The 12,696-nt window shown below is 35.7% G+C and carries 11 protein-coding genes and 3 pseudogenes; 5 read left to right on the plus strand and 9 right to left on the minus strand.

Annotated features, from left to right (window positions below; all coding sequences use genetic code 11):
- From IPH52_11825 to IPH52_11855, 7 genes and pseudogenes are all read right to left on the minus strand, one after another.
- Positions 1–1,178 (minus strand): annotated as a pseudogene (locus tag IPH52_11825) (PLP-dependent transferase).
- Between the two features lie 151 nt (positions 1,179–1,329).
- A complete protein-coding gene (locus tag IPH52_11830; GenBank protein ID MBK7055719.1) occupies positions 1,330–2,037 on the minus strand; it encodes a hypothetical protein in 708 nt (235 codons plus the stop codon).
- 222 nt (positions 2,038–2,259) lie between these two features.
- Positions 2,260–3,837 (minus strand): cytochrome c3 family protein, encoded by a 1,578-nt coding sequence (locus IPH52_11835; protein MBK7055720.1) that lies wholly within the window; start codon positions 3,835–3,837, stop codon positions 2,260–2,262.
- Between the two features lie 14 nt (positions 3,838–3,851).
- Complete coding sequence (locus IPH52_11840) at positions 3,852–4,226, minus strand: hypothetical protein (protein MBK7055721.1); 375 nt, start codon at positions 4,224–4,226, stop codon at positions 3,852–3,854.
- A 4-nt stretch (positions 4,227–4,230) separates the two neighbouring features.
- A complete protein-coding gene (locus IPH52_11845; protein MBK7055722.1) occupies positions 4,231–4,941 on the minus strand; it encodes a cytochrome b/b6 domain-containing protein in 711 nt (236 codons plus the stop codon).
- Positions 4,934–5,830, minus strand: coding sequence for a hypothetical protein (locus IPH52_11850; GenBank protein MBK7055723.1), 897 nt, complete (start codon positions 5,828–5,830; stop codon positions 4,934–4,936). Before IPH52_11850 ends, IPH52_11845 begins: the two co-directional genes overlap by 8 nt.
- Positions 5,831–6,056: 226 nt before the next feature.
- Complete coding sequence (locus IPH52_11855) at positions 6,057–6,200, minus strand: hypothetical protein (GenBank protein ID MBK7055724.1); 144 nt, start codon at positions 6,198–6,200, stop codon at positions 6,057–6,059.
- A gap of 30 nt (positions 6,201–6,230) precedes the next feature.
- On the opposite strand from IPH52_11855, the pseudogene IPH52_11860 reads away from it, so the two are divergent.
- From IPH52_11860 to IPH52_11875, 4 genes and pseudogenes are all read left to right on the plus strand, one after another.
- Positions 6,231–7,854: pseudogene (locus tag IPH52_11860) on the plus strand (FAD-binding oxidoreductase).
- Positions 7,841–8,080, plus strand: coding sequence for a helix-turn-helix transcriptional regulator (locus IPH52_11865; GenBank protein MBK7055725.1), 240 nt, complete (start codon positions 7,841–7,843; stop codon positions 8,078–8,080). Before IPH52_11860 ends, IPH52_11865 begins: the two are co-directional and overlap by 14 nt.
- Before the next feature lie 112 nt (positions 8,081–8,192).
- Positions 8,193–8,495, plus strand: coding sequence for a hypothetical protein (locus IPH52_11870; GenBank protein MBK7055726.1), 303 nt, complete (start codon positions 8,193–8,195; stop codon positions 8,493–8,495).
- Positions 8,492–10,084 (plus strand): annotated as a pseudogene (locus tag IPH52_11875) (glycerol-3-phosphate dehydrogenase/oxidase). Before IPH52_11870 ends, IPH52_11875 begins: the two are co-directional and overlap by 4 nt.
- A 360-nt stretch (positions 10,085–10,444) precedes the next feature.
- Here IPH52_11875 and IPH52_11880 read toward each other — a convergent pair.
- Positions 10,445–10,687, minus strand: coding sequence for a hypothetical protein (locus tag IPH52_11880; GenBank protein ID MBK7055727.1), 243 nt, complete (start codon positions 10,685–10,687; stop codon positions 10,445–10,447).
- Between the two features lie 221 nt (positions 10,688–10,908).
- Positions 10,909–11,202, minus strand: coding sequence for a hypothetical protein (locus IPH52_11885; protein ID MBK7055728.1), 294 nt, complete (start codon positions 11,200–11,202; stop codon positions 10,909–10,911).
- Between the two features lie 1,094 nt (positions 11,203–12,296).
- On the opposite strand from IPH52_11885, the gene IPH52_11890 reads away from it, so the two are divergent.
- The gene (locus IPH52_11890; GenBank protein ID MBK7055729.1) at positions 12,297–12,467 is read left to right on the plus strand and encodes a hypothetical protein; all 171 of its coding nucleotides are present in this window, start codon (positions 12,297–12,299) and stop codon (positions 12,465–12,467) included.
- Positions 12,468–12,696 lie beyond the last annotated feature (229 nt).

Raw genomic sequence — 12,696 nt, forward strand, 5'->3', positions numbered from 1 at the left:
CTGACTTTTTGTTCTTCCTCTGTTAATTGTTGGTGTGTTGTTGTTGATGCAGGGTGAATCGTAAGTGATTTTGCATCTCCTAAGTTTGAAGAAGAGAAAAATTTCTAAACTGTCTATAAATTTCTTTACTTCTGTAACGCCGCCTTTACTCCAAAGCCAATGATTGCACCGAAAAGTTTTTCTTGTGATATTTTTTTGCTAGAGAATAATTTTTATCTGTCGTTAGTCCTGGATAATTTACCCAACTAACTTTTGGATGTTTGCTTAAAAATTCTGCTACTTTTAATGCGTTAGACGAATGACGCTCCATGCGAATTGGTAAAGTTTCCACACCCTGTAAAATTTGCCAAGCATTGAAAGGAGAAATCGCAGGACCTAAATCTCTAAGACCTTGCACACGTGCTTTGATGATGTAAGCAATATTAGCCCCACCAAATGGTTCAAATTTTCCAAATACATCCCAATATTTTAATCCGTGATAACTTGGATCTGGCTCTGTAAAGTTTTAAATTTTCCATTTCCATAATTAAATTTTCCTGCATCAATAATGATACCTCGGAGAGAAGTTCCATGTCCGCTTAGAAAATTTTGTAAGGGAATGAACAACAATATCTGCACCATGCTCTATTGGATTTACCAAATAAGGAGAAAGGGAGTGTTATCTACTATAAACGGAACTCCCGTTATCATGAGCAATTTTCGCAATTGCTTCTAAGTCGAGAGTATCGAGTTTGGATGCAAGAGTTTCACATACACAGCGCGAGTTTTATCGTTGAAATATTTTAAAATTATTTGGATCCGATGGATCTGCAAAATGAACCTTGATTCCCATTTTTGGAAAAGTGTAATGGAGTAGGTTGTATGTTCCACCATACAAAGAAGAAGAGGCAATGATTTCTTGACCTGCTTCGACAATATTTAATAAGGCAAGCGTCTCTGCTGATTGACCGGAAGCTGTGGCTAATGCCGCTATGCCGCCTTCGAGTTCGCAACTCTTTTTCGAGAACATCAGTCGTTGGGTTCATTAGACGAGTGTAAATATTTCCAAATTCTTGGAGTCCGAAAAGTCGAGCCGCATGATCTGTATCATTGAATACGTAAGAAGTAGTCTGGTAGATCGGAACTGCTCTTGAGGTAGTTGCCGGATCTCCCTTGGTATAACCTGCGTGTAGCGCGATTGTTTCGGGTTTGAAATTGTCTTGCCATAAAAAAAACTCCTATTTTTTAAACATAGTTTAGTGAAATTAAATACAATAAAACGAACCTTTTATTTTCGTCAAATAGTTTATTCTAATAAGTTGGAAGTTGGCGTCGTTATATTGGAATTTTTTATATATTTTCCTTATTATCTTTAATTGGAATAAATTTTTCGCAGGCTTTAAACAGTTTTTTTAAAGAAACATTTGGCGATGTAATATCATAGGCTAGAAGGTTTATTAAGTCATTCGTTGGCTCTACAATTTTTGATCCCCTTTCACCCTGAAATCTTAATCTATGAATTTGATTTACCTTAAAATCAATTCTTAGCATTTTTACAGAGTAATGTCTTGAAGGACTATTGGTTTGTGTAACATAACCGTTTTCAATTATCGCTTCTTCCAATTGTTCCCATTTATAATACTCTACTTGTTTAGGAACGTCTCTAATTAGTATTCCTGTTTTTAGAATCCAGATACCTACTGTTTTGTTTTTTTTTAATGCCGCAACTTGAATAGAGCGGATAAACATTCTTATCCCATGGTATAATATTGCAAGAAAAAAGAACCCAATTGCTGTTAAAACAACCATTCCCCAGCTAAATTCATTTAATATCCCAGCAATTCCTCCGAAACTCATTCCAATTCCGAATAAAAATCCAACGATTGCCATTATAGACCCTATTAAAATCTCTTCAGTTATAGGTAAAGGAATGTATAATTCTAATTGGGATAAATCCTTCTCGCCATTTCTAATCCAACACTTTAAAAATTCTGGCATTTCTTTTAGCTGGTAAATGGGTCCTGAGTTCAAAACGAATCCTCCAGATAATTTTATCAAACGTTACTTGTGATTAATTCTAATAGCTTTATGTAAATATCGAAAATTAAAGAAGAAATTAATAAGTAAACCGTAATTTATTATTTTTAAATAGTAGTAAGGGAGAATAAATTTACAAGCAGTTTTTCTGTTCCTTGGAGGTTAAGTGTTTCTGAAAAGGTGCGGGCTAACTATATAGCCCACACTTTACTCTGTGCCTTTGTGACTCGGTGGCAAAAAATTTTATTTCTTCTCTATGAGTTTTAACTCCTCTAAGTTTCGTAAATCTTTAATTCTACTCTCAGGATAACCGAGTTCTTCGAATGCCATTACACCTTTTTCTTTAGAAGTATGGCAACTATCGCATTTCATTGCTTCTTTGGTGATAGAGTGATTAATCATAAGAGTCGCATCTTGACGCATCCATTTTGGTTCTGCTTTACCACTAAATGGAATACTCCAACCTTTTTCGATTCCCATGAAATACATGAACTTATCCATCATATAGTATTTGAACATACTTTCATACATCATTTTGATTAATGGATCTTCCACTGCTTTCATCACTGAATCTTTTGGTTTGCCTGTTTCATAGTAAACATTATAGTCAAATGGTAAAAGCATTCCGCCAAACGGACCTTGGTTTCCCATGTCTTCAAACATCTTTGCATTGAAACGCTTGAAAGGCGTTAATTTAGATTTTCCTTGCTGTGCAATTGGTCTAAAGACTTTTTCATAATAAGAGTCGTAGTCAAAATTCTTATACGATTCGTCTGGATTCGTTTTAAATGCTTTGAAAGTTTTTAGTCCATTTGGATTATCTCCTAGCGCTCCCGCCATGAATGTTCCTGAACCATTAAACCATTTGTAAATAATTGCTTCTCCTGCTTTTCCAGAACGAAGAATATCTTTGTAAACCCACACTCCTTCTTCTTCGCTAAACACAGGCTCTGTCCAATCTCTTAGCACAACGTTCTCGTCAGTCAAATGAGAAATATGACAGGTCTCACACGCCAACTTATCAGTATGCGCATTTAAGAAAGCTCGTTGGTTTTTGTTTTGAATATGGGGTGAGGAAGAATGACATTTTTCACAAGTAACGTCTACGTTTGGTAAGTCGTTGCTGACCAAATCTGTTCCTGATTTACCGCGAGCAATTAAATGTCCGTGTGTTTCATGACAGTCAATACAATTCATACCGGCTCTGTAGTGAACGTCAATTCCAGTTGTAGGTGTACCGCGCTTAGCCCCTGGATGTAGGAGGCGTGGATTTTTATAGCCTAAATTCATAGCGGCTTTATTTCCAGGATACATATCCCCACCGTGATTGTGCTCGTGACAACGCAGACAATTATCCGATGTAGGCTTGATAGTCGCCATCGCTGCTTTTAAACTTCTGTCTTGATTCCATCTGTATTTTCCATTTTCATCTTGCACAACGTATTTTTGATTCATATCATAAGACGCTGAGTGACACATTAAACAATCAGTGGAATTAAATTCATAACTTTTTGGTTTGTAACCTGGAAACATCGTTCCACTAAAAGGTCCGTATTGTCCACCGGCATGACATTGACCACAACCATCACTTCGCGGACCGTGTTTGGTATTAACCACAGTTGCCCAACCAGTCCATGTGAATGATCCCGGTATACCGCAAGCTCTGTCAATTTTTCCAAGTGGAATTCCTTTTACTCTATCTCCATTAAATCCGAAAGTGTTAAAGCCCTCAAATTTATTTAATGAGAAGTGGACACTTGACTGAATATTAGCTCTAGTGTTTACTGTGTCGTAGCCGCCATGATCATTTTTTACTTTCATGGTATCGTGACAAGTTAGACAAGTTTCAGGTCCTTTGTATTCACGAATTCCGCTTTTCTAAAACGATCTATATGAACAAGTCCTGTATTGCGTTGAAAAGTGGATACTTTGTCGGAAAGATTTTTTGCGACTTCATCGTAGACCGCTTTATTCTGAATAGATTTATCCACTGATTTATATTGGCTAAATTCATCCTGTAATTGCTTTGCTATATTTTCAAACTCTGCATCCGTTACTTGCATTGTCGGATAATCAATCTTTTCCGAACGATGTACGTAGGGAATAATTTGATTAATGATATTTGAATAATTCAAATACACAATTCCAAAGAAGATTATCCAGAAGAGGATAATCCGTATTGCCCATTTCTTTTTTTTTGAGAGTTCCATGACCTTACTCCTTTATTTTATTTCCTGTAATTCTTTCATATTCCAACGGATGTTCATTTTTTATTTCTTCTTCCGTAAGTTTTCCATCAATCCATACTGTGCTTCCTGGAAATTTGTCTGGATTGTAATGCACATTGTAAAAATGCCATACCACGATCGCGGATATGGCTAACACCGCTTCGTCGCTATGTGCAATAAATGCCATAGGAATTGCGATATTTGGTAGTAAGTTGCCGAAAAATACCGGAAACCACAAAATAAGCCCTGAGAACATCATCACCGGCACCCCCCAGAATACTGCAAAGTAATCAAATTTTTCTCTGAAATTAAACCTGTCGTATAACGGTAATTTGTCTTTAAGACCAAAGTAATAGAGTGAGGTTCCCCACCAATCCTTTGCATCTTTAAGAGTAGGAACCATAGGCCAGGCTTTGCTTATATTAAAGCGGTTAATTACAAGTAGTCGAAATATATAGTAGAGATGATAGAGTCCAAGTAGAATCATGATAACAGCGGAAATACGATGAACAATTCTAGCCCCATATAAACCACCGAAGAAAAAATATACATAATTTAACCAACTAACATCGGGAAACCGCATAGGAATTCCAGTGATACTCAAGAGAGTAAAACTAAGAATCATAAATCCATGTTGAATTCTTTGTTCTAGACTCAGTCTGAGAAATGTTTTTCTGATGAATTCTTTTTCATACAATTCTCCTTTTAATCAAAAGCATAGCTTTGATAAACCGTAAGCTTACTTTTCCTATATTTAAAATTACAGTTATTCCTTTTCCTACTAAGACTAAGAACTTTTTAAGTACCGAAAGCCATCCAAATTTCTTTTGAATATCCAATACAATTCCAACAGCTAGCATCGCCATTGTTCCGCCGGTAAGAATTTGAAAAAGTTTTTCTTCCCAATACAGAATAGGCTCTTTGTCTACTCTAAGTTTTAAATGGTTTACTCCACTCATCGCAAAATTGATCTTAGCCCCATCGTGACATCCCGACTTACCGCAAGTATCCGCTATTTTATCGTTTGAAATGCTAGATTCTTTGTGATCTTTTGGAAGAATGGAATGGACACCGTGGCAATCTTGGCATGTAGCAGAGCTTACTCCACCGAATTTTACAGCTTTATAATGAAAACTTTGTTTATAAGAGCTTACTGCATCTTCTTCTACTTTATTTCGTAACATCATTTCTTTGTTATCATGACAGACAATACACTGAGAAATTTTTTCTCCCTGCGAAATTGTTTTGGTAGCCTTTTTTATATTGTGAACGGATGTGTAACCATGGCAACTGATACAAGTAGGGCTGTCTTTACTTTGTCCATGTTTGCCTTTTGTGTGGATTGAGTCTTCGAACTCAGTTACTTGTTTAGAATGAGTATAAGGATTTCCTTCTTTGTCATTTGAGTGACAATCTTGATTACATCCTACTTTGTCTAGTTTTTCTTTATGTGGATAACGATTAGTATCCTTATGGCAGTCTACACAATTTAAGTTTCCATGCACAGAATTTTTGAACTCGTCTGCGTTTACTGTCAAATTTTTAATTGATTTCAAATCCTCATTCAAATAGGAAAAATTATTCATGGAGTGACATTTGTTACAATTTTGTCCTATTTCTTCTGTGAGAATTTCCTTGCTTGAGAAATAAAACAATAAGACAAAAAAAACAATGAAAGAAGCCTTTATTGATTTTCTTTCTCGTTTTATATTTATAATTTTCATATACTATACCCTATATGGTATATTGTATTTTAAACATCCATAGAAAAGCAAGTCATTTAAAAATTGGAGAAGAAATTTTAATGGTAGGTTAGATTTCCATGGAATTGTGTAAAAGCAAGTTTTTCTCACAGAGCACACGGAGTAAATATAGAATAGAATCAATTCTCTCTGTGAACTCTGCGTGCTCTGTGAGAAATGTTTTCTTTACTTGACAAAAAAGACATGCATTCATATAATGACATTAGTTCATAAAGAGGGCAGAATGTCAAACTATACTTACAGGCAGATTTATAAATGGGGAGATCCTAAAAAAGAGGAGAAATTAAACCACCATGCAGCGGAATTTCTCGAAAAATCCTTTGGAATCAAAGAAAGTCCAAAACCGCATTTGCCAGGGGACATGGATATTTCTCTCGAAAGAAAGAAAACTCTTCCAGCTAAGATTACAAACAAACTGAAAGCAATTGTGGGAGAGAATAATTTCTTCGACTCTGATTTCGAAAGAGCGCGTCATAGCATTGGAAGATTCTATATGGAAATTCTCCAGGCTAGAATGGGTAATGTAGAAAATCCTCCTGATGCAGTTGTATGTCCGAGAACGCAGGAAGAAGTTTTGCAAATAGTTAAACTTTGCAATGAGTGGAAAATTCCGATTATCCCCTTTGCTGGTAATTCTTCCGTAACAAAAGCATTGCAAGCTCCTAAGGGTGGAGTCTCCCTTGATTTAAAAAATCTAAATAAAATTCTTGAGCTAAATGAGACTAACACAACCGTAACCGCTGAGGCTGGAGTGTTTGGACCGGTATTAGAAAAATTTCTAAACGAGAGAAAGGATATACATGCGGCCACTTCCCTCAATCTTTTGAATTTTCTACTGTGGGTGGCTGGGTTGCTGCTAAAGGAGCAGGGCAGGCTTCCACCGGATATGGAAAAATGGAAGATATCGCTCTTGCGGTTACTGTTGTTACCCCCGAAGGAATTATAGAAACAAAACCTTATCCTGCTGCGTCTATCGGTCCTGATATTTTCAAATTCTTTTTGGGATCAGAGGGGATACTCGGTGTAATCACAAAAGTTACTTTAAAAGTTAGAAAGTATAAAGCGGAAGATTCCTCCATGACTTCTTTTATCTTTCCTGACTTTGAATCTGGCTGTAAAGCAATGCGCGAAATTATGCAGGGTGGTTTTGGAAAGCCTCATTTCTTCCGACTCCAAGATCCAGAAGAGACTGATATTTCTTTTAGAATGTCAGGTAAAGAAGGAAGTATTTCTGATAAGTTTTTAAAGTTAATTCGCTATTATCCGATGAAGCGTTGTTTGATGTATGTAATTATTGACGGAGATCCCGACTACACGAAATTTCTTTTGAAGAAAGTGAGAAAAGTAGCCAAACAAAATAAAGCATTCGAAACAGGAAAATCCGTTGTGAATAAATGGTTGGAGCAAAGATATTCGAGTGCCTATCTACGGGACTCTTTAATGGACCAAGGCGTTATGATTGATACCCTCGAAACTGCGGTTACATGGGATAATCTCCTAGGACTTTGGAAAGCGGCTCGTGATTATGTAAAACAAAACAAAACACACTTTCCCTTGTTCATATTTCTCATGCTTATGAAAATGGAGCAAATCTATATTTTATATTGATGTGTCCAATGGATCCAAAAGATGAAGTAGGCGAATTTAACAAATTTCATAAAGGGCTAATAGATGTTATCCATAAAAACAATGGCTCTCTCTCGCACCATCATGGCATAGGTCGATTAACCTCTCATTTGATGAAAGAAGAAGTTGGTGAACTCGGATTACAGACTTTGCAAGCATTAAAAGATTCACTTGACCCAAAAGGAATTATGAATCCAGGAGGCACACTTGGTCTCAAATGAAATCAAATCAAAAGTGCAATCCCGCAAAGAAAGAGAATTTATTAAGCGGGGAGAAGAGATTTTAGAAACAGCTAAATCCCTATTTAAAAAACAAAATCCAGCTCTAGTCAGTATGGATATGATTGCAAATGAAGTAGGAATCGGAAGAGGCACACTCTATTTGCATTACAAGGGCAAAGATGAACTCATGATGCGAATTGTTTTAAATCGTCATATCAATTGTTAAGTGAATTGGACAATATTGATTTAAAACTTTCAGCCGAGGATCTGCTGAAAAACAGTAAGAGTCTACTTAGAGCATAATATCAATTCGCCACAAGACTATCTCATGCAAAAAAATGCGAAGAGAATATTATAAAAGAAAATGTAGGCGAAGAAATTTTACAGGAAGTAGAAGAAGAAAGGCTAAAGCGAATGGCTATCATGGAAAAAATCTTTCTCAGGTTAAAGAGGAAGGAAAGATTCGAGATATTCCTCCTTATCTTCTTGCAGGGAGCTACCTGGGGCATGCTAAAGGCGCACTCGATGTAATTGTAAGTGGGTATTTTAAACAAGAAATTGCAGATGAAGAAATGTTTTTTGCACTGGTTGAAAATCTTTTATTTTACGGACTTTTCAAATCAGAGGAGAAATTAAAATGAAAACAAAAAGAATTCCAATTCAAGATTTAAAGGAAAAAGAATTAGATGTATTAATCATTGGTGGTGGAATCACAGGGGCTTGTATTCTCTGGGATGCAACTCTTAGAGGGATGAAATGTCTCTTAGTGGATAAGAATTATTATGCGTCTGGAACAAGTCAGGCAACTTCAAAATTAATTCATGGGGGACTTCGGTATTTAAAGAATTTTGAAATTGGTCTTGTTCGCGAATCTCTGCGAGAAAGAAGAAATTTAGCTCGCATATCTCCCCATGCACTTTATACAATGGGCTTTCAAATTCCAGTTTACAACGCAAAAGATACGGTGATGACTAAACTCGGAATGGTTCTTTACAATCAATTATCCTATGATCGAAATAAAATGATTCACCTGGATAATTTAATTCCAGAATACCGCTTTCACAATCGAGAAGAAACTATCCACGAGATTCCAGAAATTCCTAGAGAGCGGCTAAAAGGCTCTTACCTCTACTATGATTATGCAAATCTAAATCCAGAGCGTTATACGACAGAGTTTATATTTTCAGCTCGTAATCATGGGGCAGTTTGTAGAAATTATACTGAAGTCTTAAACATTGAGAAAACTTCAAAAGGAACCTACCTTGTTAAACTAAAAGATAGTTTATCCGGAGAAATTACAATAGTAGAAACAAAAGCTCTTGTGAATTCGGCAGGACCCTGGGCTGATAAGATTGAATCGATGGCTTATAGCGGAATGGAAACCAAGCTTGTTCGCTCTAAAGGGATACATATTATTACCCGTAAAGATTTGTAAAGATACTACCGTGGTTTTAAAAGAAAATGGAACTCATTTATTTATTATTCCATGGAGAAACAAAACTATAATTGGAACTACGGATACGGTATATGCTGATTCGCCGGATGCATTGAAAATTACCAAACAGGACATTGAAGATCTTTTAGAAGAAGTAAATTTCGCTTACGGTTCGATTCAACTGAAATTAGAAGATGTAGATTTTTATTATGGAGGGCTTCGTCCACTCGTAGAGCAAGAGGGTAAGTCAACTTACAATGCTTCTCGCAAATTAGAAATCATGGATCATAAAGACGAAGGCTTTCCAGGATTCTACTCTGCACTCGGTGGCAAATACACTACTAGCCGCTTACTGGCTGAAAAGTTAGTGGATAAAATTGCAGAGTTTTTACCATCCAATTTTTCAGAGTGTAAAACTGAGATTACACCTATACTTGGCGGACATTTACTGATTTTAAATCTTTGGAAAACGAATTGCAAAAGAATTTTCCAAAAGAGTCCGGTGAAAAAATTGAAACACTTGTGCATCGTTATGGAAGTGAAGCAAGAACTATTCTAAAAGAATTTCCAAATGAAGGAGGTATTTGTTTTGCAAAATGGGAGCATATTTATGCAGAGGAAATAGCACAAATCGCAAACAAAAGAAGATATAATATACGCAAGTGATTTCTATTTTAGAAGATCAGGAGTTGGAGTTCCAGGTAAGCCAGATCCAGTGAATAACAGAAAATCCTCTCCAAACTCGGGCAATATTTAAGTTGGGACAACAATCGATTAGCCGAAAGAAAAGCATAGAAGTAGGTATAAGATTGCTTTTAAAGATTACCACCGATGAACACCGAAAAACACCGATAAAGAATACGATAGTTCTGGCGTTTTCACAACTTGCTATTCGTGTTCATCTTTGGTAAATTATTAATTTTCTCTCGCTTAAATACAAGCTTACTCGTATTATCCTCTACAGTTGAGAAAAGCTTGTTTGATTCATTGACGTAGTTCATAGAAAGTTCATAAGAGTCTATTCGAGACAAATCAGTCTGTGGAAGAGGAATATTTTTAACATAATGGGCATCTTCTTTGATACAGGCAGATAATGATATTACGCTCTAGTAATTTTTAGCAGAATGAGTTTGGCTATTTCGATTTGATTCAATTTCAGTGTATACGTAACGAAGATTGATTTTTTATTTCCACTCCTTTCTTATCTAAGAGACGAATGACTAGAGTGCGAAATAAATCGCCGGTGGGGAAGGCATGACCTAAACGTTTTGCGGTTACGATTAATTTTGCGTCGGCATCAGAAACTTTTTCTAGACTAAGAGAGAAAGTTTTTGTCAGATAATCACGATTATGCCCGCCTGGAAAATTATGAGTCTTGTAGTTAGTTTTTGTTTCCATATGGCAATCCTGACAGGTTTCCTTTCCATAGAAATAGCTCATTTGCCATTCACTAAACGTATTCTGCATAGGCTGGTTTGAAAAATTAAAGTCATTGTGTGGAACGTTTCCTGTCCCAACCGGAAAGTTAAATTGGTGACAGTTCTCGCAAAATTCTGAGCGGCGCATCTCTTTTACTTCGATATATTCATGCTCCTTTGGTTTTGCGGGAATACGCGCTGTTAAAATTTTATCTCCTCGCTTGTGGCAGACAATACAAAAACGCCTTCCTCTACAAGAGTCGATCCTGTATTTTCAGGATCTCCATCTGCTTTCATAATGGGGGCATGACAATTAACGCACCAAATAAGCGGTTCTCTCTCGTGACTTTCCTTGTATAAATTATTAGTAGATACAACGATGTCTAGTATTACTCCACTCCTCATAGATTCCTTCGTGACATGCTCCGCAATCCTTAGAGAGCTTTCTTGGTTGCCTGTGAGTTTAATCAGGGTTAGCCCTTTCAGAAAAGCCATGTTGATTTTCTGTGAGCAGGATTGTAGAAAATAGAATGCAGTAGAATTAATAAAATACTTTTATTTTTTTTTGGTTCATAGCTTGTCTCTTACGGCATGTCCCTATATAAACCTAAGTTTATTTATCTTTACTCAATTTCCTTTAGCCAGACAAAAAAGCAAACCTTAAGAAATTCTTTTACAATAAATTTTAACACGGTAAATAGTATTTAGCTTTACAGAATAAAAAATATGTGAGACTTGCTTCTTGCTATATACTGATTCTATTTAACCGTTGCGCCAAGATTTTACGGAAAAGTGAATCAGAATAGACCATTCGCCATATTTGCAATAGTAAGACGCAGTAACTTTTTGAGAAATGAATGACAAGCTAACGTGGAGGTTGGTTTGGATCTTATACAAAATTTTTATTTAAACTATTATACTATTGGAGTGTTGACTGGTCTTTTCATGACAGCACTCATCATAGTCTTCTTAACATTATTGCCTTCAAATCAACTCCCACAAAATATTTAATTATCATTTTATTTCACGGAGCAAGTGCTGACTTTGGGATACACATTAGTCCAGGGATTGTGTTTCCCATCTAAGGGTAGTTCAGTCTACTTGTTAATAGCTATTACCCTCAATCATTTATTTACAATTCAATTATTTTTCATTTCCTTCGAACACTCATCCCCGACTTTAAATCATTTTTGTATGTGCAGAGTTTTATCTTTTAATACTAGATATTTTCCTCATTGTTAAATCAATAGGAGTTGGTGTTGTTTATGATTTCATAGACATTATTTTGAAATAGATTCGCCTTTCGCTCTTAAAATATATGGTCTGGTAGTATTATTGGATATTTTTTAATCACAGGTGTTGGTATTTGGAAAACTTTTATTACACCCAAAAAGAAAGACTTGCTTTAATCTTTATAAACATTGGAATTTTTTACTCTCTTTATTCCAGGTCTTGTGAACGTGTTAAATAAAACAGGATTGGTATCGAGAACTGTTTATATTCGTCTCTTCTGTCTATTTACGATCATTGGTCTATTCATGAGGTAATTGTATCCTATATTAATAATACCAGTGACAAAACTACTTTTTATGTTTAAGATTGTAGGGGTAAGCTTTGTTAGCTTCATGGTTGTTTATAATGTATTCAGTTTCATAGTCATGAGTGAAATGGAGAATACTTACGATTTGCTGCATCGTGGACAGTCTGTGCTTGCTATGGAAGCAAATCATAAACCTGAAAGATTTAAAATATATAATTGAATACGATCCTGAAAAAGACACCTTTCAATTCACGCACAATGTGGATAATGTAGAATACCAAGAATTCAAATATGAATTAATCAATTCCTATATTTATAATTCCTTTTCCAAAGTATGAAAGATGCTTCTTTGATGGAATTGAGACGAATTTTACCAAAATCTTCATATTCAGGATAGCGAATATGCTTCTGGTTACTCGTTGTTAATTCAATCGTATTTAAGAAAATTC

Source organism: Leptospiraceae bacterium, assembly GCA_016708435.1.
Classification (GTDB): Bacteria; Spirochaetota; Leptospiria; order Leptospirales; family Leptospiraceae; genus UBA2033.

What these genes read in the sequence shown, in the direction of transcription:
- IPH52_11890 (MBK7055729.1), top strand. Translation starts at nt 12,297, where the DNA reads ATGTTTAAGATTGTAGGGGTAAGCTTTGTTAGCTTCATGGTTGTTTAT.
- IPH52_11850 (MBK7055723.1), bottom strand. Translation starts at nt 5,830, where the DNA reads ATGAATAATTTTTCCTATTTGAATGAGGATTTGAAATCAATTAAAAAT.
- IPH52_11835 (MBK7055720.1), bottom strand. Translation starts at nt 3,837, where the DNA reads ATGAAAGTAAAAAATGATCATGGCGGCTACGACACAGTAAACACTAGA.
- IPH52_11840 (MBK7055721.1), bottom strand. Translation starts at nt 4,226, where the DNA reads ATGGAACTCTCAAAAAAAAAGAAATGGGCAATACGGATTATCCTCTTC.
- IPH52_11870 (MBK7055726.1), top strand. Translation starts at nt 8,193, where the DNA reads ATGCGAAGAGAATATTATAAAAGAAAATGTAGGCGAAGAAATTTTACA.
- IPH52_11855 (MBK7055724.1), bottom strand. Translation starts at nt 6,200, where the DNA reads ATGAATGCATGTCTTTTTTGTCAAGTAAAGAAAACATTTCTCACAGAG.
- IPH52_11880 (MBK7055727.1), bottom strand. Translation starts at nt 10,687, where the DNA reads ATGGAAACAAAAACTAACTACAAGACTCATAATTTTCCAGGCGGGCAT.
- IPH52_11885 (MBK7055728.1), bottom strand. Translation starts at nt 11,202, where the DNA reads ATGGCTTTTCTGAAAGGGCTAACCCTGATTAAACTCACAGGCAACCAA.